Source organism: Falsiroseomonas sp. HW251 (genome assembly GCF_050563545.1).
GTDB lineage: Bacteria > Pseudomonadota > Alphaproteobacteria > Acetobacterales > Acetobacteraceae > Falsiroseomonas.
This window is the reverse complement of the sequence record NZ_JBNXUM010000001.1, coordinates 341,691-366,810: the sequence shown is the minus strand read 5'-3', so window position 1 is coordinate 366,810 and position 25,120 is coordinate 341,691. Positions and strand designations below refer to the sequence as shown.

General features: G+C 71.3%; 21 protein-coding genes. 11 read left to right on the top strand and 10 right to left on the bottom strand.

What is annotated here, in order from left to right:
• Positions 1 to 61: 61 nt before the first annotated feature.
• Positions 62 to 967 carry a hypothetical protein gene (locus ACLF3M_RS01770; protein WP_430655121.1) on the bottom strand — a complete coding sequence of 302 codons (906 nt, stop codon included), beginning with the start codon at positions 965 to 967 and terminating at the stop codon, positions 62 to 64.
• Between the two features lie 80 nt (positions 968 to 1,047).
• Between ACLF3M_RS01770 and ACLF3M_RS01765 the strand changes: the two genes are divergently transcribed.
• From ACLF3M_RS01765 to ACLF3M_RS01755, 3 genes are read left to right on the top strand one after another with little or no spacing between them, the layout of a single operon-like run.
• Complete coding sequence (locus tag ACLF3M_RS01765) at positions 1,048 to 1,545, top strand: pentapeptide repeat-containing protein (protein WP_430655120.1); 498 nt, start codon at positions 1,048 to 1,050, stop codon at positions 1,543 to 1,545.
• On the top strand, positions 1,542 to 3,761 hold the full coding sequence (locus ACLF3M_RS01760) for an ATP-dependent helicase (protein WP_430655119.1): 2,220 nt from the start codon (positions 1,542 to 1,544) through the stop codon (positions 3,759 to 3,761). The genes ACLF3M_RS01765 and ACLF3M_RS01760 overlap by 4 nt, the downstream gene beginning before the upstream one ends.
• Positions 3,762 to 4,682 (top strand): 50S ribosomal protein L11 methyltransferase, encoded by a 921-nt coding sequence (locus ACLF3M_RS01755; RefSeq protein ID WP_430655118.1) that lies wholly within the window; start codon positions 3,762 to 3,764, stop codon positions 4,680 to 4,682.
• A 93-nt stretch (positions 4,683 to 4,775) separates the two neighbouring features.
• Here ACLF3M_RS01755 and ACLF3M_RS01750 read toward each other — a convergent pair whose 3' ends face one another.
• Entirely contained in the window at positions 4,776 to 5,114 is a 339-nt protein-coding gene (locus tag ACLF3M_RS01750) for a DUF1127 domain-containing protein (RefSeq protein ID WP_430655117.1), read from the bottom strand.
• Positions 5,115 to 5,261: 147 nt separating this feature from the next.
• Between ACLF3M_RS01750 and ACLF3M_RS01745 the strand changes: the two genes are divergently transcribed.
• A complete protein-coding gene (locus tag ACLF3M_RS01745; protein ID WP_430655116.1) occupies positions 5,262 to 7,070 on the top strand; it encodes an aminopeptidase P family protein in 1,809 nt (602 codons plus the stop codon).
• Between the two features lie 16 nt (positions 7,071 to 7,086).
• Here ACLF3M_RS01745 and ACLF3M_RS01740 read toward each other — a convergent pair whose 3' ends face one another.
• Positions 7,087 to 7,677 (bottom strand): transposase, encoded by a 591-nt coding sequence (locus ACLF3M_RS01740; protein WP_430655115.1) that lies wholly within the window; start codon positions 7,675 to 7,677, stop codon positions 7,087 to 7,089.
• 143 nt (positions 7,678 to 7,820) lie between these two features.
• Between ACLF3M_RS01740 and ACLF3M_RS01735 the strand changes: the two genes are divergently transcribed.
• The 3 genes from ACLF3M_RS01735 to ACLF3M_RS01725 all read left to right on the top strand — a co-directional run bounded on the left by ACLF3M_RS01735 (position 7,821) and on the right by ACLF3M_RS01725 (position 9,795).
• Positions 7,821 to 8,633, top strand: coding sequence for a hypothetical protein (locus tag ACLF3M_RS01735; protein WP_430655114.1), 813 nt, complete (start codon positions 7,821 to 7,823; stop codon positions 8,631 to 8,633).
• 101 nt (positions 8,634 to 8,734) lie between these two features.
• Positions 8,735 to 9,409 carry a carbonic anhydrase gene (locus ACLF3M_RS01730; RefSeq protein WP_430655113.1) on the top strand — a complete coding sequence of 225 codons (675 nt, stop codon included), beginning with the start codon at positions 8,735 to 8,737 and terminating at the stop codon, positions 9,407 to 9,409.
• Positions 9,406 to 9,795 (top strand): DUF1801 domain-containing protein, encoded by a 390-nt coding sequence (locus tag ACLF3M_RS01725; protein ID WP_430655112.1) that lies wholly within the window; start codon positions 9,406 to 9,408, stop codon positions 9,793 to 9,795. The genes ACLF3M_RS01730 and ACLF3M_RS01725 overlap by 4 nt, the downstream gene beginning before the upstream one ends.
• A 103-nt stretch (positions 9,796 to 9,898) precedes the next feature.
• Here the strand turns inward: ACLF3M_RS01725 and ACLF3M_RS01720 are convergent, their stop codons facing one another.
• From ACLF3M_RS01720 to ACLF3M_RS01710, 3 genes are all read right to left on the bottom strand, one after another.
• A complete protein-coding gene (locus ACLF3M_RS01720) occupies positions 9,899 to 12,268 on the bottom strand; it encodes an SIR2 family protein (protein WP_430655111.1) in 2,370 nt (789 codons plus the stop codon).
• A 153-nt stretch (positions 12,269 to 12,421) separates the two neighbouring features.
• Positions 12,422 to 14,470 (bottom strand): hydantoinase/oxoprolinase family protein, encoded by a 2,049-nt coding sequence (locus ACLF3M_RS01715; RefSeq protein WP_430655110.1) that lies wholly within the window; start codon positions 14,468 to 14,470, stop codon positions 12,422 to 12,424.
• Positions 14,467 to 16,104: a hydantoinase B/oxoprolinase family protein gene (locus ACLF3M_RS01710; RefSeq protein WP_430655109.1), complete on the bottom strand. Its 1,638-nt coding sequence runs from the start codon at positions 16,102 to 16,104 to the stop codon at positions 14,467 to 14,469. The genes ACLF3M_RS01715 and ACLF3M_RS01710 overlap by 4 nt, the downstream gene beginning before the upstream one ends.
• Before the next feature lie 87 nt (positions 16,105 to 16,191).
• On the opposite strand from ACLF3M_RS01710, the gene ACLF3M_RS01705 reads away from it, so the two are divergent.
• The gene (locus ACLF3M_RS01705) at positions 16,192 to 17,631 is read left to right on the top strand and encodes a hypothetical protein (protein WP_430655108.1); all 1,440 of its coding nucleotides are present in this window, start codon (positions 16,192 to 16,194) and stop codon (positions 17,629 to 17,631) included.
• A 49-nt stretch (positions 17,632 to 17,680) separates the two neighbouring features.
• Here the strand turns inward: ACLF3M_RS01705 and ACLF3M_RS01700 are convergent, their stop codons facing one another.
• On the bottom strand, positions 17,681 to 18,400 hold the full coding sequence (locus ACLF3M_RS01700; RefSeq protein WP_430655107.1) for a DUF1194 domain-containing protein: 720 nt from the start codon (positions 18,398 to 18,400) through the stop codon (positions 17,681 to 17,683).
• Positions 18,401 to 18,598: 198 nt separating this feature from the next.
• Here ACLF3M_RS01700 and ACLF3M_RS01695 point away from each other — a divergent pair, with 198 nt between their 5' ends.
• Positions 18,599 to 20,185, top strand: a complete 1,587-nt coding sequence (locus tag ACLF3M_RS01695; RefSeq protein WP_430655106.1) for a helix-turn-helix domain-containing protein — start codon at positions 18,599 to 18,601, stop codon at positions 20,183 to 20,185.
• Between the two features lie 42 nt (positions 20,186 to 20,227).
• Here ACLF3M_RS01695 and ACLF3M_RS01690 read toward each other — a convergent pair whose 3' ends face one another.
• The 3 genes from ACLF3M_RS01690 to ACLF3M_RS01680 form a co-directional block, all read right to left on the bottom strand.
• Positions 20,228 to 20,995 carry a molybdate ABC transporter substrate-binding protein gene (locus ACLF3M_RS01690; protein WP_430655105.1) on the bottom strand — a complete coding sequence of 256 codons (768 nt, stop codon included), beginning with the start codon at positions 20,993 to 20,995 and terminating at the stop codon, positions 20,228 to 20,230.
• A 110-nt stretch (positions 20,996 to 21,105) separates the two neighbouring features.
• A complete protein-coding gene (locus ACLF3M_RS01685) occupies positions 21,106 to 21,579 on the bottom strand; it encodes a VOC family protein (RefSeq protein ID WP_430655104.1) in 474 nt (157 codons plus the stop codon).
• Positions 21,580 to 21,621: 42 nt separating this feature from the next.
• Positions 21,622 to 22,119 (bottom strand): PsiF family protein, encoded by a 498-nt coding sequence (locus ACLF3M_RS01680; protein WP_430655103.1) that lies wholly within the window; start codon positions 22,117 to 22,119, stop codon positions 21,622 to 21,624.
• A 114-nt stretch (positions 22,120 to 22,233) separates the two neighbouring features.
• On the opposite strand from ACLF3M_RS01680, the gene ACLF3M_RS01675 reads away from it, so the two are divergent.
• Positions 22,234 to 23,724 (top strand): AMP-binding protein, encoded by a 1,491-nt coding sequence (locus ACLF3M_RS01675; RefSeq protein ID WP_430655102.1) that lies wholly within the window; start codon positions 22,234 to 22,236, stop codon positions 23,722 to 23,724.
• On the top strand, positions 23,711 to 25,114 hold the full coding sequence (locus tag ACLF3M_RS01670) for an MFS transporter (RefSeq protein WP_430655101.1): 1,404 nt from the start codon (positions 23,711 to 23,713) through the stop codon (positions 25,112 to 25,114). Before ACLF3M_RS01675 ends, ACLF3M_RS01670 begins: the two co-directional genes overlap by 14 nt.
• Positions 25,115 to 25,120 lie beyond the last annotated feature (6 nt).

Genomic DNA, 25,120 nt, shown 5'->3' with positions numbered 1-25,120 from the left:
AACAGGCTAGCGTGGGGCGCGGTGCAACGACCAGCGATTGCGCTATCGATATCCCGCGATGTCAGCCGTGCCGCAAGCGGTCGTAGACCGGGCGCAGCAGGAAGGGGCTGAGGAAGAGCGGGAACTGGCAGAGCGCGAAGAACAGCAGGATCCGCGGCTCGGTCGCGGCCGGCAGCACCGCAAGGTAGAGCGCCATGTTCCGGTTGCCGCTGAGCAGCCCTGCCGCGAGCGCGATGCGCCGCCCCGTGCGCCACATCGCCGCGGCGGTCAGCAGGTTGAGCCCGAGATTGCCCGCGAATGCGAGCGCCAGCCCGCCCGCGACCCAGGCCGGGTCCGACAGCAGCCTGGCCTGCATCCCGTCCATCACGCCGATGCCGTAGATCACGAGCAGCAGCACGATCGTTCCGTCCACCCGCCCAGACCAGGCCGCCAGCCGCGCCGGCGCGACCATGCGGCGGATCGCCAGCGCGACCGCCAGCGGCAGCAGCACGATCAGCGCCAGCCGTCCCATCAGCGCGGCGATCGAGATCGAGAGATCGACGCCGAGCAGCCCGAGCGCCAGCGGCGGCGCCGTGAAGGGCACGAGCAGTGTGGACAGCACCGCCGCGACCAGGGAGATCGAGGCATCCAGCCCCACCAGCCGCGCGAAGGCCGGCGAGGAGGTTGCGGCGCAGCCCGTCGCCATGATCACCAGCGCAGCGCCGAGCGGCCCGTCGAGCCCCGTGGCGCGCGCGACGGCGAAGGCGATCAGCGGGCAGGCCAGCAGCAGCCAGGCCAGCAACGCCGCGACCAGGAGCGGCCGGCGGAGATAGGAGACGACCTGCACGAGGTCGATGCGCAGCATCACCAGCGTCATCAGCCCCGCGACGGTGATCGTCAGCGTCTCCCGCAGCAGCGAGGCCAGCGGGGGGACGGCCAGGCCCACGAAGATGCAGCCGGCAAGCAACAGCCCGCCGCGCCGGGCCATCCATTCGAGTGCGGTTCCGATGAAGGCCAAGGCGTGTGCGGCGGTTGGAGACGTTCGCAGGCTGTTCTATATCCGGCGCCGTGCCCCGTCGATCCCTCTGGATTCCCGCCGTGCTGGCGATGCTGGCCGCATCGCCGGCCATGGCGTCCTGCACCGACCCGCCAGGCCCTGATGTGGTCTGGCGGCGCTGCCTGCTGGATGGGCGCGACCTCTCGGGCGCTGACCTCTCGCGCGCGACGCTGCGCGACGCGTCCTTCCAGCGCGCCAGGCTGCATGGCGCGATGTTGGTCGGCGCCGAGGCGATCGATGTGCGCTTCGTCTCCGCCGACCTGTCCGAGGCCAACCTGACCGACGCCACGCTGCGCGAGGCCGACCTGACGCGGGCGGAGCTGCGGGGTGCGAAGCTGGTGCGCACCGACCTCCGCCGCGCGCGGCTGTTCCGCGCGGATCTCTCGGGCGCCGACCTGACGGGCGCGATGCTGGCGGGCGCCGATCTGTCCGGCGCGACGCTCGACGGCGCGCGCTGGACCGACGGGCAGCGCATCTGTGCGGCCGGTTCCGTGGGGACGTGCCAGTGAGCGAGTATCTGGCGAAGCTGAACCCCGAGCAGCGCGAGGCCGTCGAGACCATCGACGGCCCGCTCCTGGTGCTGGCCGGCGCCGGCACCGGCAAGACGCGCGTGCTGACGACGCGCTTCGCCCACATATTGATGAGCGGCAAGGCGCGGCCTTGGGAAGTGCTCGCCGTCACCTTCACCAACAAGGCCGCGCGCGAGATGCGCGAGAGGATCGGGGCGATCCTCGGCCGCCCGGTGGAGGGGCTCTGGCTCGGCACCTTCCACGCGCTGTGTGCGCGCATGCTGCGCCGCCACGCGGCCCTGGTCGGGCTCAATCCGTCCTTCACCATCCTCGACACCGACGACCAGCTTCGCCTGTTGAAGCAGGTGATGGAGGTCGCGGGCGTCGACACCAAGCGCTGGCCGCCGCAGGGGCTGATGGCGCAGATCCAGCGCTGGAAGGACCGCGGCCTGACGCCCGCGCGCGTCACGCCGGCCGAGGACACGGACTACGCCGCGGGCCGCGCCAAGGCGCTGTACGAGGGCTACCAGCAGCGCCTGCGCGACCTCAACGCCGCGGATTTCGGCGACCTGCTGCTGCACGTGACGGAGATCCTGCGCGGCCACGCCGAGGTGCTGGCCGACTACCACCGGACCTTCCGCTACATCCTGGTCGACGAGTACCAGGACACGAACCTCGTGCAGTATCTCTGGCTGCGCCTGCTGGCGCAGCGCCCCGACCCGCAGCCTCAGAACATCTGCTGCGTCGGCGACGACGATCAGTCCATCTATTCCTGGCGCGGCGCCGAGATCGAGAACATCCTGCGCTTTGAGAAGGATTTTCGCGGCGCGAAGATCGTGCGGCTGGAAGCCAATTACCGATCGACGCGCCCCATCCTCGGCGCGGCGTCGGGACTGATCGCGCGCAACACGGGGCGCCTCGGCAAGACGCTGCGGCCCGGGCGCAACGACGCCGACGGCGAGAAGGTGCGCGTCGTCTCGCTCTGGGACAGCGAGGAGGAGGCGCGCATGGTCGGCGACCGCATCGAGACGGCGCGGCGATCCGGCGAGAGCCTGAGCGAATGCGCGATCCTGGTGCGCGCGGGCTTCCAGACCCGCAGCTTCGAGGAACGTCTCATCGTGCTCGGCCTGCCCTATCGCGTTGTGGGCGGGCTGAAGTTCTACGAGCGCGCGGAGATCCGCGACGCGATGGCGTATCTCCGCATCCTCAACCAGCCCGCCGACGACCTCGCCTTCGAGCGCATCGTCAACACGCCGAAGCGGGGCCTGGGCGAGAGCGGGCTGCGGCTGCTCCATGACCTCGCGCGGGTGGAACGCATCCCGCTCGCGGCCGCCGCCGAGCGCATCGTGGAAGGCGACGCGCTGAAGCCGAAGCCGCGCAACGCGATCCGCGAACTCATGCAGGGCTTCGCGCGCTGGCGCGGCGTGAACGAGAAAGAAGGCCATGTCGTCGCGGCCGCGACGATGCTGGAGGAGAGCGGCTACACCGCGATGTGGCAGGAAGCCGCCACGGTGAAGAAGGACCCGGAGGCGCAGGGCAGGCTCGAGAACCTGAAGGAACTGCTGCGCGCGATGGGGGAGTTCCAGTCGCTCGCGGGGTTCCTGGATCACGTCGCGCTGGTGATGGAGAATGACGAGAACGCCGAGGGCGAGCGCGTGCAGGTGATGACGCTGCACGCGGCGAAGGGCCTCGAGTTCGACACGGTCTTCCTGCCGGGCTGGGAGGAAGGGCTGTTCCCGTCGCAGCGCAGCCTGGATGAGGGTGGCGAGAAGGCGCTGGAGGAGGAGCGGCGCCTCGCTTACGTCGGCATCACGCGGGCGCGGAAGCGCGCGGTGATCAGCCACGCCGCGAACCGCCGGATCTACGGCAACTGGTCCTCCGCGATCCCGTCGCGTTTCCTGGACGAGCTGCCCGAGGACATGGTGACGCGCGAGGGCGCGAGCGCCATGCGCATGCAGCGCGACGTGCCGTCGGTGTTCGGCGCCGGCGGCGGCCTCTTCGCGCGACGCCCTCGCGTGATCGAGGCAGGATCGTGGGAGGTGAAGGAACGGCCTGCGCAGGTCGCCAGCTTCCAGCGCGGCGACCGCGTGTTCCACGATAAGTTCGGCTACGGCACGGTGACCGCGGTGGATGACGACCGCCTCGAGATCGCCTTCGACAAGTCCGACACGAAGCGCGTCCTCGACCGCTTCGTGAAGCCCGCGGACCAGGCCTGAATGACACGGGACGTCTACTCCACCGGCAGGCGCGACCGCCGCGCCGATCCGCTCGAGACCATCTGGATCGACGCGCTACCCGAGGAGGCCGTGCCCGCCTTCGAGGCCGCGCTGCAGACGGTCTGCCGCACCGTCGCGCTCTTCCTCGACGAGGCCAGCGACACCTGGCGCGTCGAGGGCGTGCGGGCGCAGGGCAGCGGCGAGGAGGAACTGGCCGGCGCGCTCGCGCTCGCCTCCGCCGTCACCGGCCACGACGGCGCGCTACAGGCCGCGCCCGTCGAGGCCGAGGGCTGGCTTGCCCGCACTATCGCCTCCTTCGGCGAGCAGGAGATCGGCGGCGACTTCCTGATCCGCCCGACGCATATCCCGCCGCGCCGCATCTATGGGCGCACGGTGCTGGTGCTCGATGCCGGCATCGCCTTCGGCTCGGGCGAGCACGCGTCCACACGCGGCTGCCTGGTCGCCTTCGCGCGCGCGGCAAAGGACCGGCGGCCGATGCGGCGCGTGCTCGATCTCGGCACGGGGTCGGGGATCCTCGCGATGGCGGCGGCGAAGCGAAGGCATCGCCGCGTGCTCGCCACCGACATCGAACCCTGGAGCGTGCGCGTCGCGGGGCAGAATGCGCGCATGAACGGCGTGGGGTCGCTGGTTCGCGCGCGGCTCGCCGACGGGTGGGGGGAGCGGCATGTGAGGGCGGGCCGGCCCTACGACCTGGTCTTCGCGAACATCCTCGCGCGGCCGCTTTGTGCAATGGCGAGGCACCTGGCGACGGGCCTCGCCCCGGGGGGGACGGCGATCCTCGCCGGCCTGCTCGGCAGCCAGGCCCGCATGGTCCTCGCCGCGCATCGCCGGCAGGGGCTGGTGCTGGAGCGCGCCCTGCCCGTCGGGCCCTGGACGACGCTGGTGCTGCGCCGCCGATAAGAACGGGGCCGGCTGCCCGGGGGAGGGAGGCGCCGGCCCCGTGCGTCCGCGAGGGCCCGAAGTGGGGGGGCGGGAACCCTCGCGGAGTGGACCTTAGGCGGCGCGGGGGGCGCGGCTCGCCAGGTTGAGGTTCGCGGCGCGCGCGGGCGCCTTGAAGCCGGGGTCGAAGACCTTCGCGATGTCGCCGCGCGTCAGGCCGATATCGGCGAGCTCGCGGTCGGTCAGCCCGCGCAGCTGCTCATAGGCGGCACGGCGCGAGGGCCAGGTCGTCACGACCTGCCACAGCGCCGAGAAGGCGCGGCGCAGCCCGGAGACGATCGCGGCATCGCGGGCCTGGTAGGCCTCGGCCAGCATGGCGTCGATCCCGGCCGAGCCAGGGGTGTTCGAGACGGGGAACAGCCCGATCTGTTCCTGGGTGTCACGGGGGTTCATGGTGCAGTCCTGCGGTTCCGCGCGGCTTGTCCGGGTCCCCATGGCCCGAGGCAGCGGTCGCGCGACAGGCCCGTAGATAGGACCGGCGGCCGCCCTTTTGCTGCGCCGCAACAACGCCTGAGGCATGCGCAAAACGCATGTCTTGATATGGACACATGTTGGATTGTTGAGGCTCGCTTGACCAACGCCCCGACCCCCGCCGACCGGATCGCCGCGCTGCGCGCCCATACCGCCCGCCTCGGCCTGGCCGGGGTGCTGGTCCCCCGCGCCGACGCCTTCCTCGGGGAATACGTGCCGCCGTCCGCCGAGCGGCTGGCCTGGCTGACGGGCTTCACGGGATCGGCCGGGCTCGCGCTGGTGCTGCGGGACCGCGCCTATCTCTTCGTGGACGGCCGCTACACCACCCAGGCCGGGCGCGAGGCCGATCCCGCGCTCTGGACGCTGCGCCACGTCACCGACCAGCCGCCCTCCGACCTCCTCCGCGCCGAGCCCCCGGGCACGCGCATCGGCTACGACCCCTGGCTGCACACCGAGGCCGCGATCGAGCGCCTGGCGGGGTCGGGCGCGGAGCTCGTCCCGCTCGACGCCAATCCCGTGGACGCGGTCTGGACCGACCGGCCCGCCGCGCCCGCCGGCCCGGCCGTTGGGCATCCCCTGTCCTTCGCCGGCGTGGACAGCGCGGCGAAGCGCGAGGCCGCGGCCGCCGGGCTCCGCAAGGCCGGCGAGGACGCGGCCGTGCTGGCCGACCCGCATTCCGTGGCCTGGCTGCTGAACATCCGCGGCGGCGACCTCTTCCACACGCCGCTCGCCCTGGCGCAGGCGGTGCTGGGGGCGGATGGCGCGGTCGAGCTGTTCCTCGACCCCGCGCGGGCGGACGCGGCGCTGCGGGCGCATCTCGGCAATGCCGTGACGCTGCGCGCGCCGGCCGAACTGGCCGAGGCGCTGGACGCGCTGAAGGGCCGCAAGGTGCGGCTCGACCCCGATGTCACGCCGGCCTGGTTCGCGCGCCGCCTGCGCGAGGCCGGCGCGACGGTCGTCCCGGGCGAGGACCCCTGCCGGATGCCGCGCGCCTGCAAGAACGCGGTGGAGCAGCAGGGCGCGCGCGCCGCCCATGCGCGCGACGCGGTCGCGCTCGCCCGCTTCCTGTCCTGGTTCGCCGCCGTCCCCCGTGACGGCCTGACCGAGATGGGCGCCGCGGCCAGGCTGCTGGCGCTGCGCGGGGCCGGCCAGCACTTCGTCGCCGAGAGTTTTCCCGCGATTGCCGGCGCCGGCGAGCACGGCGCCATCGTGCATTACCGCGCGACCGCGGCGACCGACCGCGCCATCAACCCCGACGAGGTCTTCCTGCTGGATTCCGGCGCGCAGTACCGCGACGGCACCACCGACGTCACGCGCACGCTCTGGACCGGTCCCGGCGAGGCGCCGCGCGAGATCCGGGAGCGCTACACCCGCGTCCTGCAGGGCCACCTGGCGCTGGCCGCGACGCGCTTCCCCGAAGGCGTGGCCGGCCCGCACCTCGATGCCATCGCGCGGCGGCCGCTGTGGCTGGCGGGGCTCGACTACGACCACGGCACGGGGCACGGGATCGGCAGCTTCCTGTCCGTGCACGAGGGGCCTGCGGGGATCAGCCGCGCCGCGAAGCCGGTGGCGCTGAAGCCCGGCATGATCCTGTCGGACGAGCCCGGCTTCTACGAGCCCGGCGCCTACGGGATCCGGATCGAGAACCTGCTGCTGGTGCAGCAAGCGGCGATGCAGCCGGGGCAAACCAGGCCCTTCCTGGAATTTGAGGTGCTGACCCTCGCACCCTATGACCGCGCGCTGATCGAGGTGGCGCTGCTGACGCCGGCGGAGCGCGCGCAGGTGGACGCGTATCACGCGCGGGTGCTGGCGGAGGTCGGGCCGGCGCTGGATGGGCCGGCGCGGGCCTGGCTGGCAGCGGCCTGCGCGCCGCTGTAGCCGCGGCACCGCCGCGTCAGCCTGTCGTCCGCCAGAGCCTTGGCAGGCCGCCGGAATGGCTGAAGAGGGTCTGCAGCGCGCGCAGGAAGGCCAGCGGCAGCCGCCCCGCCAGCGGCGCCGCCTTCCGCGCGATGAAAGCGACGGCTTCGGACAAAAGCGGCCGCGGCAGCGCCCAGGCCGGCGCCGGCAGGGCGCTTTCCAGGCCGAGGCGGCGGGCGAACTCGATCGCCGCGGGGGCGACGCGGAAGGCGCGGCGGAAGGCGCGGACGACATACCAGGCGATCTGGCGCAGCGGGCTGTCCCGGAAGCCGGGATGCCGGCTCGCATGCAGCAGCATGCGGTGCAGCAGCTTCGCCTTGGCGGCGCGCCGCAGCGTGCGATGGGCGGTGTCGGGCCGGCCGAAGGCCGCGGGCATCTCGCGCCAGGGCCCGCGGGAGCAGGCGACCCAGAAGATGCCGTCCCAGGTGAGGCGCGCATTGCGCGGCGGCCGCCCGCGGCCGGCGCGGCGGAGGATGCGGGAGAGCTCCGCCCATTGCGCGTCGGACATCGGCCACCAGTGGCGCGGGGCGGTCGGCAGCAGGGGGAAGGCCGGGAGGGCGTCGCTCATCCCGTCACCATAACGGCAAAAATTCCTAATCGCCAGCCTTTCCGCGACGCCTGGGACGACGCGGGATTCCGATGCCGGATTCCGCTGGGCGGCGCATGGCGAGGCGCCGCCGGATGCGCTCCAATGCGCCGCGGAGCCCGCCCATGATCCAGAACCTGTTCGCCGCCACGAACCTCGGCATCACCGCCTTCGCGGTGGTGGTCTTCGCCGTGCTCATGGCCGGCTATTACGTCGGCGTCGCGCTGGGCGCCCGGCGGGGACCGCGCGCCTCCGCTTCGGAGGCCGACAATGTCAGCCCCGTGGTGACGGGCATGCTGGGGCTGCTCGCCTTCTCCCTCGCGCTGACGCTCAACATGGCGCAGGGGCGCTTCGACGCGCGGCGCGCCGCGGCGCTGGCGGAATCGAATGCGATCGGCACGGCCTGGCTGCGCGCGAAGGCCATCGGGCATCCCCGCGGCGAGGCCATCGCCCGCGGCTTCGAGAACTACCTCAGGCTGCGCCTGGACTACGTCCAGGCCGGGCCGAGGCAGGCGGGGCTGACCGACATCGCGGACCGCACCAATGCCGCGCAGGGGCTGATCTGGGGCCATGTCGCGGCGATCGTGCGGGAGAGGTCGGACCCGGTGGCGGCGGCGCTGCAGGCATCGGTCAACGACGCCTTCGATTCCAGCACGACCCAGCGCTGGGCCTTCGCCGACCCGATGCCGGAGGAGATCCTGCTGCTGCTGCTCGCGATGTCGGTCGTGTCCATCTCGGCGCTGGGCTACCAGATCTCGCTTCGGGCGCGGTGGCTGCCCTTCGCCTCGGCGATGCTGATCGCGATGTGGACGGCGACGATCGCGCTGACGGTGGACCTGTCGCAGCCGAGGTTCGGCTCGATCGGCCTCGATCCCCGGGTCTACCAGTGGACGCTGAACGGCTTCGCCGGCGGCGTGACCATCCCGCCGGCGCCGTAAGGCGCTCGGCCGCCGGCGCCGTAGCGCTCGGCCGCCGGCGCCGTAGCGCGCCCCGCCGCGCGCGGGATAGCATCGCCGACGGGAATCCAATTGGGGCAGGCTTGCGCAGGCTGATCGAGGGCATTGCCGAGTTCCGCGCGACGCAGCTGCCGCTGCATGCCGAGCGCTTCCGCGCGCTGGCCGCCGGCCAGGCGCCGGACACGCTGATGATCACCTGCGCCGACAGCCGCGTGGTGCCGGATTTGCTGGTGTCCACCGATCCCGGCGACCTCTTCACCATGCGCAACGTCGGCAACCTGGTGCCGCCGGCCGATGCGGCGGGGATGTCCACCGGCGACCTGTCGGAGGCGAGCGCCATCGAATACGCGGTGCTGGTGCTGCGCGTGCGCAACATCGTGGTCTGCGGGCATTCCGCCTGCGGGGCGATGCGCGCGGCGCTGGCGGCGCGGATGCGCGGCGACACGCCGAACCTGGCGCGCTGGCTGGGCCATGCCGGGCCGGCGCGGACGCGGCTGGAATGCGACGGGCCGCTGGACACCGCGCTGCCGCCCGATGACCAGCTGTCGCAGCACAACGTGCTGGCGCAGATCGGGCACCTCATGACCTATGGCATCGTGCGCGAGGCCGTGGCGGCAGGGCGGCTGCGCCTGACGGGGTGGTGGTTCTCGGTCGGGACGGGAGACATGTATTCCCACGAGCCCGAGACCGGGCGCTTCGAGATCATCGAGGGCGAGGTGGCGCGGCGCATGGTGGAGCGGACGGAGCGCGGGGGATGACGGAAGGGCAGGACGCGTCGCGCCTGATCGACGGGCGGATCGCGGAGCTCGGCGATTGGCGCGGCGCGACGCTGGCCCGGATGCGGGCGCTGATCCACGCGGCCGACCCGGAGGTGGAGGAGACCTGGAAGTGGCGCGGCGTGCCGGTGTGGGAGCATGCCGGGATCCTCTGCACCGGCGAGACCTACAAGGCGGTGGTGAAGCTGACCTTCGCGAAGGGCGCGTCGCTGCCCGACCCGGCGGGACTGTTCAACGCGAGCCTGGAGGGCGGGACCAGGCGGGCGATCGACATTCGGGAGGGGGAGATGGTGGAGGAGGGGGCGTTCGTGGCGCTGGTGCGGGCGGCGGTGGCGGCGAATTTGGGGAACAAGGCGAAGCGGAAGTAACGCCGAAAAGGCTTGACCCGCGACCCTGCGCCTTCGTCATCCGCGGCGCCGGACTGCGGGTGTTGGATTTCCCGATCTCGCATGAGCCGCCGCGCTCCTGCGGTTACACAAGTGAAGATACGGCGGCTTGGACGCGTTGCCGCATAACGTCAGAACCAACCACCGCCTTAAATTCGGCCGGCAAATCCTCAAGAGAATTGATGATCTTATACAGCCAATATTGTGTCGCTGTCCGCTCGCTAGAGGAAAGATCAAAACGGCGAGCGGAAATGAATGGAGGTATGTGATCAAGAACGCGAACAGCATAGGATCGGTTGCTGCTTTCAACAAGCATGCTGTTGATGCGTTCAAATCCGGAAATAATTTTGTCGATATTGGATATCGATCTACCACTCTGTTCGGCTGTCGCTCGCAGGAGTGAAATTCTAAACGCTTGTGTGTCTATCTGGAAAGTCTGAAAGGCTACCAGTGCTGCAGCCTTTACATATGCCGTTTCAATATAATCTTCGGCCGCATCCAGTCTGGGTACTTCTGCCATAGCAATAGCATACTGAAGCCAAAACAAAGGCTCATCATTAACACGCTGATCGTGGCGAATCTTTTCATATATATCAATAATTATAGACTGATAGTCGCCCTTGTCCCGCAGGATCTGGCGCAAGCTACTATATGCCATCATATTTGACATCAGAACACGGTAGACGCGCTCCGACTTTCGATCCGAGGATGCTAAAATAATATCCACAATTGCGGCGGCAATTTCCTCGGACTCTAGAAAGGATTGCAGAACAAACGAAGAAAATACTGCTGATCGGACTCTGAATTGCTCAGAAGATACAGAAAATATTTCCTTTGCAAGATCCTCTAGCGGCTTCAAAGCGACAAATGGATCAGCGCCAATCACGGATCGAATAAATCCGGACCCGACTGTGCCCTGATGGGCCGCAATTAGCATCATTATAGAAAGAGTTCGTCTATTTCGATGGCTATCAAAAAGAGGCGCAAGTGCGGTGCGAATCCGAGATTTGATCGATTTATTTTCAAAAAGGTCAAGTAGGAGGTCCCGTAATTCAGCGTGTTTTGTCGTGGCGTTTTGTGGGATCGGTAGTCCGGCACGCTTGCACAGTTGGCTGAAGGCAGACATCTCTGGGGTCGAAAGGGCGTTCAGACTCACGCGGTCAAATGGTTGCGGGAGCACCTGTGCAAGTTCGTGAAATCGGACCTCAAAGGTTCCCGTTCGAACTTCGACAACGAGCTTCATGTCCGGCAAGGCAGACCGAAGGCCGCCGAGCGCGTCCTGTGCAGATGGATAGTTTTCGACAAATATCACGATTTTACCTACACCGGAAAGTACGGCAATTTCCTTCGAAACGTCCGGATGTCCAGGCCTAAACAAAAAGCACTTCCAGCCGCGCTTAGATAGTTCAAACGCAAGTAGGTGAAGAAAAACAGTCTTGCCGTTTCCGAGACGCCCATCAATCACGAGGGATGCTTTGCGCTCCAATGAGTCGGCGGCGGTTTGGACGACTACCGACCGAGCAATCGCGTAATCCTCACTTGGTTGAGATCGTGCCAATCTACCAGCGTCAAAGTCGCCATAAACAAGAAGATCGTAGATTTCGCTGGCTGTTGGTTGCGCAATTGCGCGCCGGTCTCGAGTAGGATCAAGTGAGCGGAACGATTTCAGCGAATACAAGTCGGGAGGCGACGCGGGTCTCGGAGCGGATCGGATGTAATCAGAAAATCCCTCCGTGCCGATGAAGAGCGCGGTTCCATAGTCAGCTGTGCGTCGAACAAAGATAGAATCAGGAGTTGTCCCCTGAATGAAGTAAGTTCTTTTTGCTAGACCTGGATCCTTCATCAGTAATGCGGCGATATGATAGTCTGATAGGCTATAGCCTATGATATAGAGCGCGCTAGCATATGCCAAATCTCTTTGAAACTGGTCGTACCACGGCGATTTCACCATATACTGATTGATATATGATGTTTCGCTAAGTATAAGACTTGATCGGACGTTCTCTTCGGTCACAAGTCGGATGCTGCCGTGCAGATGAATCACGGCCCCATTTGGAAGTTTTGGTGGAAGTTTGTCAGATACGTCGTATGAGTGAGGCGGCTCTTTCTTCGAAATGCGATATACTTCTACAATGTCGTCGTAATTGGTTGTGTATATTCTTCGCCAAGGCTCACGAAGTACCGTTTTTTGTGATTCATGCAGCGCATTTGTCCGAAATATGCTATACAAATGGCCGCGCAGCTTCTTGGAATCCTTCTCTGCATATTCTTCAGAGAGGACTTGAAGATCGTAAGTTGATTCGGGTGGAAGTTTGAGTTCATCGAGAAAGTGTTTGCGAAGTTGTGCGCCATTGGGGGGATGGTTCCCGGCAATGTTGGTCGCGCTCATGCTGAAGCCAGAACCCAGAAACAGTATGGACGATGCGGGGTCGAAATCGCCGACGGGACTCGTCATGCCTGACACGCTGGGCCTCCAAATCAATTCAAGATTGTCCGCGTTCCTGGCTTGCGGCAACCGAAAATCTGACGTTCGTCCTGCATGGGAGCAATCATCGCGGCTGATCGCAACAGCCTTACACAGGGCGATTGCTGCCTGGCAGATTGCGCGTCACCCCACCCCCACCTCCAACCACCCCCGGCCATCCAGCCGCGCCTCGTCACCCTCCAGCAGCAGCACCGTCGTCGTGTCGCTCTCCACGATCGCCGGGCCCGGGACGCGCTGGTCCGGGGCCAACTCCCCAAATCCCCACACCGGCAGGTCGCGCAGCGCGCCGCCGACCAGGGCGCGGCGGATTCCGACCGGCTTCGCCGGCTCCTTCGCCCCCAGCACCGGCGCCTCCCGCGCGGGCAGTTTCCCGACCGCGGCGACGCGGGCGGTGACCAGCACCACCTCTTCGCCGCGCAGCGCATAGGTGAACAGCGCCTCGTGGCGCTGGTGGAAGGCCTCGGCCACGCGCGCAGGCAGGCCGGGCGCGTCCCAGGCGACGCCGTCCAGCGGCACGCCGACCTCGAAGACCTGCTCGCCATAGCGCATGTCGGCACTCCGGCGGATCGCAGGCTCGCCCGGCATCCAGGCCGCGATCCGCGCGCGGGCCTCGGTTTCCAGCCGCGCGAAGAGGTCGCGCAGGGCGGCCTCCTCGGGCAGGCCGACGGCGTCCGCCAGGCTGCGGGAGACCTCGTAGCGCAGGTCGGTCTGCAGCATGCCCCAGGCCGACAGCCCCGCCGCCAGCATCGGCACCGCGACCCGCGTCATGCCGAGGTCGCGCGCCACCGCGCTCGCATGCAATCCGGCCGCGCCGCCGAAGGCCAACAGCGTGAAGCCGCGGGGATCGACGCCGCGGCGGACGGTCGCGACGCGGATGCCCTCGGCCATCGCGACGTTCGCAAGCTGGTGGATGCCCGCGGCGCAGGCGAGCGTGTCGAGCCCGACACGCGAAGCCAGGCGCGCGACCGCGGCCTCGGCGGCGTCGCGGTACAGGCGGCGCTTGCCGCCGAGGAACCTCGTGCCATCGAGATAGCCGAGCACCAGGTTGGCGTCGGTCGTGGTGGGCTCGGTGCCGCCGGCGCCGTAGCAGGCGGGGCCGGGGACCGCGCCGGCGCTGCGGGGGCCGACGCGCAAGATCCCCGCGCCGTCGAGATGCGCGATGGACCCGCCGCCGGCGCCGAGCGTGACGATGTCGAGGGATTCGAGCGCGATGCGCTCCCCGCCCACGCTGCGGCCGCGGCCGAGCGCGGCCTCGCCGCCCGCGACGAGCGCGACATCGGTGGAGGTGCCGCCGACGTCGAAGGTGACGAGGTCCTGCCCGAGGCCCGTGCGGGCCAGCGCCAGCGCCGCCGCGACGCCGCCGGCGGGGCCGGAGAGCGCGGTGCCGGCGGCCAGGCGCTGCGCTTCCTCGACCGGCGCGACGCCGCCATGGCTGAGGATGACGAAGAGCGGGCCGTGGAAGCCGGCCTCGTCCAGGCGCTGCTGCAGGCGGCCGAGATAGCGGCCGACGATCGGCCCGACGGCGGCGTTGACGACCGTGGTGGAGAAGCGCTCGAACTCCTTGATCTGCGGGAGGACGTCTGAGGAGAGGGTGACGTAGGCGTTGGGGAGGGCGGCCTGTACGGCGGCGCCGGCCTGGCGCTCGTGGCGGGGATCGCGCCAGGCGTGGAGGAGGGCGATGGCGACGGCGTCCACGCCTTCCCGCTTCAGCGTCGCGATGGCGGCGTTCAGCGAGGCTTCGTCCAGCGCGGTCTCGACGGTGCCGTCGGCGCGCAGGCGCTCGCGCAGCGGCAGTCTCAGGCGGCGGGGGACGAGCGTCGGCGGCGGGGAGAGGCGGAGGTCGTAGCGCTCGGGCTTCAGCCCCTCGCGCATCTCGATGACGTCGCGATGGCCGTCGGTGGTGAGCAGGGCGACGCGGGCGGTGCGGCGCTCGAGAAGGGCGTTGGTGGCGACGGTGGTGCCGTGGACCAGGCGCTCCGTGACCTCGAGCAGCTCGCGCAGCGTGACATGGAGCTCGGCGGCGAGCGCGGCCAGGCCGTCGAGCACGCCCTGCGACTGGTCCTGCGGCGTGGTCGCGGCCTTGGCGAGGATCGTCGCGCCGTCGGCGCCGATGCAGACGACGTCGGTGAAGGTGCCGCCGACATCCACGCCGATGCGATAGGGGCCCATCATCGCAGCAGCCCCTCCTTCCGGTCTTCCGCGATCGCCGAGGGGTCGCGTTTCTCCGGCGGCCCCCAGCCGCCGCCGCCGCCGGAGCGGACGACCAGCACGTCGCCCGGCACCAGCTCCACGCCGGTCTCCTTCGTCTTCAGGTCGCGCTCCGTCCCGTCGGCATGCCGCAGCGTGTAGTGGTGCGGCGCGCCGTCCTTGCCGCCGAGCATCCCCGCCGCGCCATGCCGCACGCCATCGCCGGCGGTGTTGGCGCGGGCGGGGCCGTCGGTCTCGATCACCAGTTCGAGCTCCGCTCCCAACCCGCCGCGATGCGTGCCCTCGCCCGCCGAACCCGGGCGGAATTCGTGGCGGCGGAAGAAGAGGGGGAAGCGCGCCTCGGCCATCTCGACGCTGCCGAACTTGAGCCCGCCGGCGGAATGCCACTCGCCGGCGGTGGACCAGCCATCACCCTTCGCATGCCCGCCACCGCCGGGCCGGGCGTGAAACAGGTGCCAGACGAAGCCCCGCGCGCGGCGGGGATCGCGGCCCTGGATGGCGACGCGGAAGCGCCTCCCCCAGCCGCCCATCGCGCGATCGGGGCAGGCGGGCGCGAGCGCCTTCACCACCGCCTCGACGATCTCGTTGGAGCAGTGGCTGGTGCAGAGCGTCACCGCGGCGCCTTCCCGCGGGCGGACGATGCTGCCCTCCGGCGCGATGACCGTCAGCGGCCGGAAGGCCCCGTCGTTCTTCGCGACCTCGGGGTCGAGCAGATAGGCGAGCGCCATGCGCGCGGCACTCACCGTGTTCGGCCACGACGAATTGACGAAGCCGCGCACCTGCGGCGCGGAGCCCGACAGGTCCACGGTGATGTCGCCGCCTCGCTTGATGACGCGCGCGCGGATCGGGATGTCGGTCGCGCCATGGCCGTCGTCGTCCAGCACCGCCTCGCCGCGGTATTCGCCATCCCCCCAACCCGCGATGATGCGCCGCGCATGCGCTTCCGAGAGGTCCAGGATCGCGTCCGCCGCCGCCGCCAGCTTCGCCGCGCCGTGCTCCGCGACCAGCGCCTCGACGCGCCTGGCGCCGAGCCGCGCCGCGCCCCACATCGCCATGAGGTCGCCCCGGAAGTCGCGCGCGATGCGCGTGTTCAGCGCCAGCATCGCGACGAGGTCCTCGCGCAGCGCGTCGCCCTCGCCGAGGCGGATCGGCGGGATGCGGATGCCCTCCTGCCAGATCTCGAAGGCCGCGGGGTTGTAGGCGCCATGCGTCGCGCCGCCGATGTCGGACTGGTGCGCGCGCACCACCGCGAGGAAGCGCAGCGAACCCTCGCCGAAGACGGGCAGGACGATCGTCAGGTCCGGCAGGTGGCTCCCGCCATGCCAGGGATCGTTCAGAAGATAGCAGTCGCCCGGCTGCATGGCGTCGCCGAAGGCATCCAGCACCGCGGCCGCGGCGAAGGGCATCGCGCCGACATGCACCGGGATGTGATCGGCCTGCGCGACCAGCCGCGCCTGCCCGTCGCACAGCGCGATCGAGAAGTCGCGCGACGAATTCAGGATCTGCGACGTCGCCGTGCGCAACAACGCTTCGCCCATCTCTTCCACGATGGCGCGGAAACGGTTCTCCAGTACGGCGAGCGTGACCGGGTCTGTCATCCGCTCACGCTCCGGCGCGCACGCGCGAGCGTCAAGCCCGAGGGGATGCCGGGCGCGAACCGACACGCAGGCGTTGCGTTCCATGCCGTGTCGTTCACCCTGATCGAGCGCGGCAGGCCGCCGCGGCGCGCCATGACCGCGCTGCTGATGCTGCTCGCCGCGGCGGTGCTGCGCGCGCCCGTGATGGGATCGGCGGTGCTCGACCCCGATGAGGGGCTCTATCTCCTCCAGGCCGAGGCCTGGCTCCGCGGCGGCTGGCCCTATGTCGCGGTGTGGGACATGCATCCGCCGGGCGCGCCGGCCCTGCTGGTCATCCCGCGCGCGCTCATCCCCGACCCCGTGCTGGCGCTGCGCGTCGCGGGGATCCTCGCCGTCGCGGCGACGGCGACGGGGCTCGCGATGCTGGCACTGCGTCTGGGCGCCTCTGCCTGGACGGGGCGCGCGGCGGGGCTGCTCTATATCGCGGGCTCGCTCCGGCTGAACGGGCTCGCGACCAATACCGAGATCCTCTTCGCGCCCCTTGTCGTGCTCGTGGCGGTGCTGCTGCTCGGCGCCACGCCGTCGCTGCGGCGCGTCGCGCTGGCGGGGCTGGCGGCGGGGATCGCGGTGTGGGTGAAGCAGGTCACGGTGTTCGAATGCTCGGCGTTGTGGCTGACCATGGCCTGGTGCGCCTGGCGCGGCGGCACGGGTGTCGCGCGCATCGCGACGATGGCCTGCGTCTATGCGCTCTGCGCGGGGCTGCCGACCGGCGCGATGGCGGCGGGCTACTGGATCTCCGGGCATTTCGACCTCTGGCTGCAGGGCAACCTGCTCGCGCTGATCGCCTATGCCGGGATCGAGGAGACCCGGATCGGCGTCTGGCGCGGCGTGGCTCCGGTCTGGCCGGACCTGATCGGGCCGGCGGTGCTGGCCTGCATCGGGCTGACGGGGCGCAGAAGCCGGCTGCTGCTTCCCTGGCTGGCCGCCGCCGCGGTCGCGGTCGCGGCGCCCGGCAAGTATTTCGACCACTACTTCCTGATCCTGCTGCCGCCGCTGTCGCTGCTCGCTGCCTTCGGGCTGCGGGCCCTGCCGCGGCGCCTGTCGCGCCCGCTCCTCGTCCTCGCTGTCGCGCTGCCCTTCGCCCTGATGATGGCGCCGCGCATCCAGCACGGGCTCGGGCTGCGCGGGCCCGACCCCGTGCGCGAGGTCGCGCGGATCGCGCGCGAGGCGCTGGCGCCGGGCGAGGTGATGTATGTCGCGAACTGGCATCCCATCGCCTATGCGCTGGCCGGCCGGGCGCCGCCGACGCGCTACGCCTTCCCGACCCACCTCATCGGCACGGAGATGGGGCTGGCGGGCGAGGGCATCGCGCAGGAGCTCGATCGCGTGCTCGCGATCCCGCCGCGCGTGATCGTCACCGCCGACGACCGCTGGCGCGACGCGCGCCCCGAGGCGCGCGCGGCGATCGAGGCCGCGCTGGCGGACTACGAGCTCATCGCCACGGTGCAGGACGGCCACGGCCCCGTCAGGGTGTGGAAGCGCCTCTGAGGGCGGGCGCTTCCTGCGCAGCGCAGGTCAGGACGTCATGAGGCAGGTATCAGGCCGGATCGGCCGCGTCCTCCCCGCGCGCCTGGCGGCCCGGCGCGGCGGCGATCTCGCGGACGAGCTTGCGCCGGATCGCCTCGGCGAAGCTCCCGAGGTCGTGTGCGACGACCAGGAACGCATCCGGGCCGCCGATCACCTCCTCGGCGTAGTAGGCGTCGAGGCCGGCCTCCGCGTCCAGGATCGGCAGGCCGTTCACGGTGATCCCGGCCGCGGCCGCCTCGTCGCGCGCCGCGGCGGCGGACCGCCCGTCGTTGTTCCGCCCGTTGCCGGAGATGTCCACCACGCGTCGCGCGGCCTCCCACGGCATCCTCGCCAGCAGCCGCGCCGCGAAATCGATCGCACCGCTGATGGAGGTGAAGCCCGGCACCGGGGACGGCGCGCGCAGCAGCCGGCCGGCGACGCGCCAGGCGCTGGCCTCGTCCTCGACCACGGTCCAGGGAACGAGCAGGTCCTGGCGATCGCGGTTCGACCATTCGATGGCGGCAAGCCCGACCTGCCCGCGCGCGTTGGCGCCCAGCGCGGCGAGGAAGGCGGGGCTGGTGACGGCGCGCGCATGGCCGAGGCGCTGCATCGCCAGCCGCTCGTCGCTCAGGCTGCCGGAGACGTCGATCGCGAGCACCAGGGCGACGTCCACCGCGTCCTCCGGGGACGCCGCCCGCACGCGTGGCGCCGCCAGGGCGCCCGTCGCCGCCAGCAGGCTTCGGCGCAGCATGGACATCATCCTCCCGCGATGCCGCCGGACGGCCCCGGACGGCCCGGGCGCGACGATGCGCCGCGTCACGGCGGCCCCGACATCCCCGTTCCGCCGGCGTCATCCGGAATCCGCCGATAATTCCCGCGCTCCGCGTCCCGGCCCTGGCTATGCTGCCCGGCGCGGCGGCGCGCGCCGCCGCGGCCTGGAGGCGAAGCCATGGCCCCGCACGACAACGCCCGCGACCGGCGGGACGGTGCGAAGGCAAGCGGCATCGGGGCGGTGCCGCACGGCGTCGCGCGGGCGGTCGCCCATATGCGCGCCAACCTCGCCGGCGCCGTCACTGCGGCCGAGCTCGCAAGGGCCGCCGGCGTGCCGGGGCGCACGCTGCAGCGGCACTTCCTCGGCTTCCTCGGCGTCGCGCCGCTCGTCTATCTCCGGCAGCTTCGCCTGGCTGCGGCGAGGGAAGCGCTGGCGCGGCCGGCGGCCGGCGCGACCGTCACGGACGTCGCGCTGGCCCATGGCTTCGACCATCACGGCCGCTTCGCCGCGGCGTATCGGCAGCGCTTCGGGGAGCCGCCCTCGGCGACGCTCGCGCGCGGCCGCGCCGAAGCGGCGGCCCGCATGGCGGCGCCCACCGTCGCGCGCCATGCGCCGACGCTGGTGGTCTCGCCGCCCGGCCTTCCGGCGGGCGCGCGGGCGGAGGATCGCGCGCTTGCGGAGTCGCTCGCCCAGCACCTCGTCGCCGCGCTGAGCCGGGGGACGGGGCTCGCCGTGTCCCTCGCGCGGCCCGGGGAGCGCGGGCGCGACGGCGCGCGCTACGGCCTCGACGGCCTGGTCGTGCGTGTCGCGGGGCGGCTGCGGCTGGTGCTGCGGCTGCTCGACCGCGGCGACGGCACGCATCTCTGGGGCGACGCCTTCGACGGGGAGGCGATCGATCCGCTCGACCTGCAGGACCGCGCGGTCGGTGCCGCGCTGGACGCCGTCGGCGCGCGCATCGAGGGATCGGAGATCGCGCTGGCGCGGCGGAAGGCGCCGCCGCATCTGGAAGCGCGCGACCTCGTGCTGCGCGCGACGCCCTTCGTGCTGGCGGCCGATCCCGACAGCGCGGAGCAGGCGCTGCGCTGGCTGCGGGAGGCCATGGAGATGGACCCGGGCGACGCCGAGGCGCCGGCGCTGGCGGCCTGGTGCCATGCGCAGCGCGTCTCCTACCACCGCGCGACCGACCGCGTAGCGGAGCTGTCCTTGGCGAGGACATTGGCGGGCCGGGCCATGATGCTCGATCCCGGCAGCAGCGCCGCCTTCGTCGCCGCCAGCGGTGTCGCCTTTGCGCAATACGACAGCGAGCAGGCCCCGGCGCTGATGGCGCGCGCACTGGCCATTGGCCCGCACGCCTCCTGGGCATGGGAAAGGCTGGGTTGGATGGAATGCTTCTGCGAGGCGCCCGCGGCGCCGATCGGCGCTTTCGCCCGCGCCATCGGCCTGAAGCCGCCGGGGCTGCCGCTCGCCAACTGCACGGCCGGCATCGGCTGCGCCCATTTCAGGCAGGGGCAGTATGCCGAGGCGGCGGTCGCGCTGCGCCGGGCGCTGGCGCTCAATCCGCGCATGGCCTGGGTCAACCGGATCCTGGCGCCGTGCTACCTCATGCTGGGCGAAGGCGCGGCGGCGCGGCTCGGCCTGCGGGCGCTTCGCGAAGACTGCCCCATGATCACGGTCAGGCAAGTCGTCGCGGCCCTGCCGACGGGCATGCCGGCGCAGGGCCTGGTCGTCGCCGACGGGCTGTCGAGGCTCGGCCTGCCGCCGTGACGGGCGGCTGCGTGACCTGGCCCCGGCGGCTGGTGCAGCGCCCTATTCGAAGCCTTTCGCCCGCAGCACCGCCTGGGCGGGCGGCGAGGCAAGGAACGCGACGAGCGCCCGGCCGGCCTCGGCTTCGGCGCTGCCGGTCACGATGCCGCCGGCGAAGCGCGTGTAGTTCTGGATCTCCGGCGGCAGGGGGCCGGCGAACTCGACGGAGGGCTGGGCGAGGATCTCGCTGACCTGATTGAAGCCGATCTCGACCTCGCCGCCGGCGACGCTGTCGTACAGCACCTCGGTCGGGGGCAGCAGCCGGGTGCGCGGGCGCATCGCTTCGGCGATGCCCAGCCGCTCGAGCAGCGCGGCGAGATAGATGCCGCTGGCACCCCCGCCGGCGGGATCGGGATAGGCGATGGAGCGGGCGGCCAGCATCGCACGCGTGAAGGCGGCTGCCGAGCCGATGTCCGGCTTCGCGGCGCCGGGTCGCACGAAGGCCCCGACGCCGACCCGGGCGAAGACGACGAGGTCGCCGGGCGCGATCCTGCCCTGCGCCTGCAACTGCTGCATCAGCGGCGTGGAACTGATCAGCACATCGGCCGCCTCGCCATCGCGCACGCGATTGGCGACGGCGCCCGCCGTGTCGAAGGCGATCGCGGCCTCCTGCCCGGCGGCGCCTGCGAAATCAGCGAGCAGGACGCCCATCGCGGGCCGCAGGGCGACGGCGCAGAGCAGCCTGATCCCGCCGGCTCGGGCGGCGCGCCCGGACGCGATCGCCGGCAGCGCGAGCGCCGCAGCGAGGATGGCCCGCCGGTCCGTGTCCATCGTCCATCCCCCGTGACATCCAGGGCAGCGGCCGCCGGGCGACCGCCCGCGCACTCCGCGCCGCGCGCCGGGGCGATGTCAAAGCGAGAATGGGCGAGAGGCGCCGGCGACTATCCCCGCCGCGCGGCGTCGATGGCGGCGACGTCGATCTTCCTCATCGTCATCATGGCCTGGAAGGCGCGGCGCGCCTCGTCGCCGCCGGCGGCCATCGCCTCCATCAGGGTGCGCGGCGTGATCTGCCAGGAGATGCCCCAGCGGTCCTTGCACCAGCCGCAGGCGCTCTCCTGGCCCCCGTTGCCGACGATGGCATCCCAGTAGCGGTCGGTCTCCGCCTGGTCCTCCGTCGCGATGGCGAAGCTGAAGGCCTCGCTGTGGCGGAACGCGGTGCCGCCGTTCAGCCCGATGCAGGCGACCCCGGCGACGGTGAATTCCACCATCAGCACGTCGCCCTGTTTGCCGGAGGGAAAGTCGGCGGGGGCGCGGAAGACCTTGCCCACCGAACTGTCGGGGAAGGTCGCGGCGTAGAAGCGCGCCGCGTCCTCCGCATCCTTGTCGAACCAGAGGCAGACCGTGTTCTTCGCCATGCGTCATCCTGCCACAGATCGGCGGCGGGGAAAGGGCCGGGGTCAGCGGCTGGGGGTCGCCGGTTGCGGCGCGGGGGTCGCCGACGGCGCCGCGGCACCGGATCCCGCGCGCGCCGCGCCGCCCGAGCCCGCGGACGGCGTCGCCGGCGTCGCGCCGGTGGCGTCGCGGCCGGCGAGGCAGTCGCTCATAAAGGCCCGCCGCGCATCGGCGGTGAGCTGGCGCGAGCCCGCCTGGTCGTTGCAGCGCCGCATGCGGTCCTGCTGCGCCTGCTGTGCGGCGCTGGGCCGGCCGGCCGCCGGCGGCATGCGGCCGGCGAGGCATTCGCTCATGAAGTCGCGGCGCGCATCGCCCGCCAGTTGGCGCGTCCCGGCCTCGGCGTTGCAGTTGCGCATGCGGTCCTGCTGCGCTCCCTGCGTGTTGGAGGGCGCCGGGCGCCCCTGCCCGCCGGTGCCCGGCGGCGCGCCCGGCGCCTGGGCCAGCGCCGGCGCGATGCCGAGTGCGCAGGCCAGGATGCCGGCCGCGATTGGATGACGTGACATGATGGCCTCCGTCCTGCTCACCGCGACGCCAACGCGGGAGGCGGCGGAGGGATGCGCGAAACCGCCCCCGGCCGCTCTGGCGGCACCGGCGGGGTGGTCCCATGATGGGCCGGCATGGCCCCCGCCACCCTCACCGACCTGCTCGAGCGCACCGCCGCCGCGCGGCCCGACGCGCCGGCGCTGCCGGGGATGGGCTGGGCCGAGGCCGCGGCCGAGGTCCGCCGCCTCGCCGGCGGGCTCGCCGCGCGCGGGATCGGGCCGGGCGATCGCGTCGCGCTGTTCCTGCCGAACCGGCCCGGTCTTATCCTGCTGCTGCTGGCGCTGGCCCGCCGCAGCGCCTGCGCGGTGCTGCTGAACACGCGCTTCCGTGCCGGCGAGATCGGGCCCCTGCTGGCGCGCGCACAACCCCGCGCGATCGCGGTGGCGCGCGACTTCGCTCCGGTGGATGCGGCGGCGGTGATCGGCGCCGTGCCGGCGCAGGCGCGGGCCTCGCTGCGCTTCGCGATCGGCGTGGATGGTCTGGACGAGGGCGAGCTGGCGGCGCTGCGCTGCACGCCCATCGGCATGCTGCGCGGCGCGGAGGCGCCGGACGCCTCGTCGGAAGACGCGGAGTGCCTGACCTTCACGACCTCCGGCACCACCGCGGGGCCGAAGCTCGTGCTGCACCGCCAGCGCAGCATCGCCCGCCATGCCTGCGACGTCGCGGCGCGGATCGGCACCGATGCGCCGGGCGCGGCCTTCCTCGCTGCCGTGCCGCTCTGCGGGACCTTCGGCCTGGCGGCGGCGCTGGCGGCGCTGGCCGGCGGGGCGGCGATCCTGCCGATGGAACGCTTCGACGCGCATGAGGCCGATGCGCTGATCCGCCGCCATGGCGTGACGCACCTCGTCGGTGGCGACGACCTGCTGCTGATGCTGGCCGAGGCGGCGCGCGAGCCCTACCGCCCCTTCGCCTTCACGGGCTTCGCGAATTTCCATGGGCGGGCGGAGCGCGTGATGGCGGAGAGTGCGCGACTGAACCTGGCCGCGCGCGGCGTCTATGGCAGCTCCGAGGCGCAGGCGCTGTTCGCGCTGCAGGATCCCCGCGGGCCGCACGCTGCGACGGGCGGCGGGATTCCGGCGAGCGGGGAGGCGGCGTTCCGGGTGGACGGGGATGGCGGGCTCTGGCTGCGCGGACCGTCGCTGTTCGACCGCTATCTCGGCGATGAGGACGCGCCGGCGGCGGCGTGGGATGGCGGCTGGTTCCGCAGCGGCGACATCGCAACCGTGCAGCCCGATGGCGGCTTCGCCTTCGTCACGCGTGCGGGCGATGCGCTGCGGCTCGGCGGCTTCCTCGTCGCGCCGGAGGAGATCGAGGCCTTCCTGACGGCGCAGCCCGGCATCCGCGCCGCGCAGGTCGTGGCCGATGACGGCGCCGCCATCGCCTTCGTCATCCCCGGCCCGGGCTTCGACGCGGAGGCCGTTCTCGCGGCCTGCGCGCGCGACCTCGCGCGGTTCAAGGTGCCGAGGCGCATCGTGGCGCTGGAGGCCTTCCCCACGACCGACGGACCCAACGGGCGCAAGATCCGGCGCGCGGGGCTGCGCGAGATGGCGCGTGCCGAGGGCTAAGGACCCCCGCGCCGTCGCGGCGATCGTGGCCAGCGCGCTCTTCATGCAGAACCTGGATTCGTCGGTGGTCGCGACGGCGCTGCCGGCGATGGCGCGCGACCTGCAGGTGGATCCCGTGCACCTGTCCGTCGCGATCACGTCCTATCTCGTCGCGCTCTGCGTCTTCATCCCCGTCTCCGGCTGGGTGGCGGACCGCTTCGGGGCGCGGCGCGTCTTCATGGCGGCGATCGTGATCTTCACCGCGGCCTCGGCGCTGGTGGGCCTGTCGCAGGGCGTGGTGTCGCTGGTGGCCGCGCGCATCCTGCAGGGCTTCGGCGGCGCGATGATGGTGCCGGTCGGGCGGCTCCTGCTGCTGCGCCGGGTGAGCAAGGAGGAGCTGGTGGTCGCCATGACCTGGCTGACCATGCCCGGCCTGCTCGGCCCGGTCTTCGGGCCGCCGGTCGGCGGGCTGCTGACCGACGCCTTCTCCTGGCGGGCGGTCTTCTGGCTGAACATCCCGGTGGGCTGCCTCGGGCTGCTGCTGGTCTGGTTCTTCATCCCCGAGGTCGAGCCGCAGGATCCCGGCCCGATGGACATCAGGGGGCTGACGCTGTGGGGCCTGTCGCTGGCGCTGCTGATGGCGGGGCTCGAGACGATCGGGCGCGGCATCGCGCCGCCCTGGTTCGCGCCCGTCGCGCTGCTGGCGGGCGTGGTCGCGACGGTGATGGCGGTGCGCCATTCCAACCGCGCGGCGCGGCCGGCGGTGGACCTGTCGCTGATGCGGCTGCCGAGCTTCGGTGTCTCCATGGGGGCTGGCACGCTGTTCCGCGTCGGCGCCTCGACGCTGCCCTTCCTGCTGCCCCTGAAGCTGCAGATCGTCTTCGGCCTGTCGGCAAGCGCGTCGGGCGCCATCACCTTTGCCACGGCCTTGGGCGCCTTCGCGATGAAGCCGCTGGTGCGGCCGCTGCTGAAGCGCTTCGGCTTCCGCGCCGTGCTGAGCGTGAACGCGGTGCTGGCGGCGATCGGCGTCGCGGCCTGCGCGCTGTTCACCCAGGCCTGGCCGCTGGTCGCGATCTTCGCGGTGCTGGCGGCGGGGGGGCTGACGCGGGCGCTGCAGTTCACCTCGCTCGGGACGCTCGCCTTTGCGGATGTGCCGCAGGGCAAGCTGGCGCCAGCGACGGCGATGACGGGGACGATGCAGCAGCTCGGCCAGGCGCTGGGGGTGGTGCTGGGATCGCTGTCGCTGGAAGCGGCGATGCTGGTCACCGGCGCGGCATCGCCGGGGGCGAGCGAGTTCGGGATCGGCTTCCTGGTCTCGGCGGCGGTGGTGCTGATGTCGCTGCCATCCATGCTGCGCCTTCCCGCCGATGTGGGGGCGCGGGTGTCGGGGCATGGGGGAAGGGGCGGGTAGCCCGCC

What these genes read in the sequence shown, in the direction of transcription:
- ACLF3M_RS01770 (WP_430655121.1), bottom strand. Translation starts at nt 967, where the DNA reads ATGGCCCGGCGCGGCGGGCTGTTGCTTGCCGGCTGCATCTTCGTGGGC.
- ACLF3M_RS01755 (WP_430655118.1), top strand. Translation starts at nt 3,762, where the DNA reads ATGACACGGGACGTCTACTCCACCGGCAGGCGCGACCGCCGCGCCGAT.
- ACLF3M_RS01750 (WP_430655117.1), bottom strand. Translation starts at nt 5,114, where the DNA reads ATGAACCCCCGTGACACCCAGGAACAGATCGGGCTGTTCCCCGTCTCG.
- ACLF3M_RS01745 (WP_430655116.1), top strand. Translation starts at nt 5,262, where the DNA reads ATGGACACATGTTGGATTGTTGAGGCTCGCTTGACCAACGCCCCGACC.
- ACLF3M_RS01740 (WP_430655115.1), bottom strand. Translation starts at nt 7,677, where the DNA reads ATGAGCGACGCCCTCCCGGCCTTCCCCCTGCTGCCGACCGCCCCGCGC.
- ACLF3M_RS01735 (WP_430655114.1), top strand. Translation starts at nt 7,821, where the DNA reads ATGATCCAGAACCTGTTCGCCGCCACGAACCTCGGCATCACCGCCTTC.
- ACLF3M_RS01725 (WP_430655112.1), top strand. Translation starts at nt 9,406, where the DNA reads ATGACGGAAGGGCAGGACGCGTCGCGCCTGATCGACGGGCGGATCGCG.
- ACLF3M_RS01720 (WP_430655111.1), bottom strand. Translation starts at nt 12,268, where the DNA reads ATGACGAGTCCCGTCGGCGATTTCGACCCCGCATCGTCCATACTGTTT.
- ACLF3M_RS01715 (WP_430655110.1), bottom strand. Translation starts at nt 14,470, where the DNA reads ATGATGGGCCCCTATCGCATCGGCGTGGATGTCGGCGGCACCTTCACC.
- ACLF3M_RS01710 (WP_430655109.1), bottom strand. Translation starts at nt 16,104, where the DNA reads ATGACAGACCCGGTCACGCTCGCCGTACTGGAGAACCGTTTCCGCGCC.
- ACLF3M_RS01700 (WP_430655107.1), bottom strand. Translation starts at nt 18,400, where the DNA reads ATGCTGCGCCGAAGCCTGCTGGCGGCGACGGGCGCCCTGGCGGCGCCA.
- ACLF3M_RS01695 (WP_430655106.1), top strand. Translation starts at nt 18,599, where the DNA reads ATGGCCCCGCACGACAACGCCCGCGACCGGCGGGACGGTGCGAAGGCA.
- ACLF3M_RS01690 (WP_430655105.1), bottom strand. Translation starts at nt 20,995, where the DNA reads ATGGACACGGACCGGCGGGCCATCCTCGCTGCGGCGCTCGCGCTGCCG.
- ACLF3M_RS01685 (WP_430655104.1), bottom strand. Translation starts at nt 21,579, where the DNA reads ATGGCGAAGAACACGGTCTGCCTCTGGTTCGACAAGGATGCGGAGGAC.
- ACLF3M_RS01680 (WP_430655103.1), bottom strand. Translation starts at nt 22,119, where the DNA reads ATGTCACGTCATCCAATCGCGGCCGGCATCCTGGCCTGCGCACTCGGC.
- ACLF3M_RS01675 (WP_430655102.1), top strand. Translation starts at nt 22,234, where the DNA reads ATGGCCCCCGCCACCCTCACCGACCTGCTCGAGCGCACCGCCGCCGCG.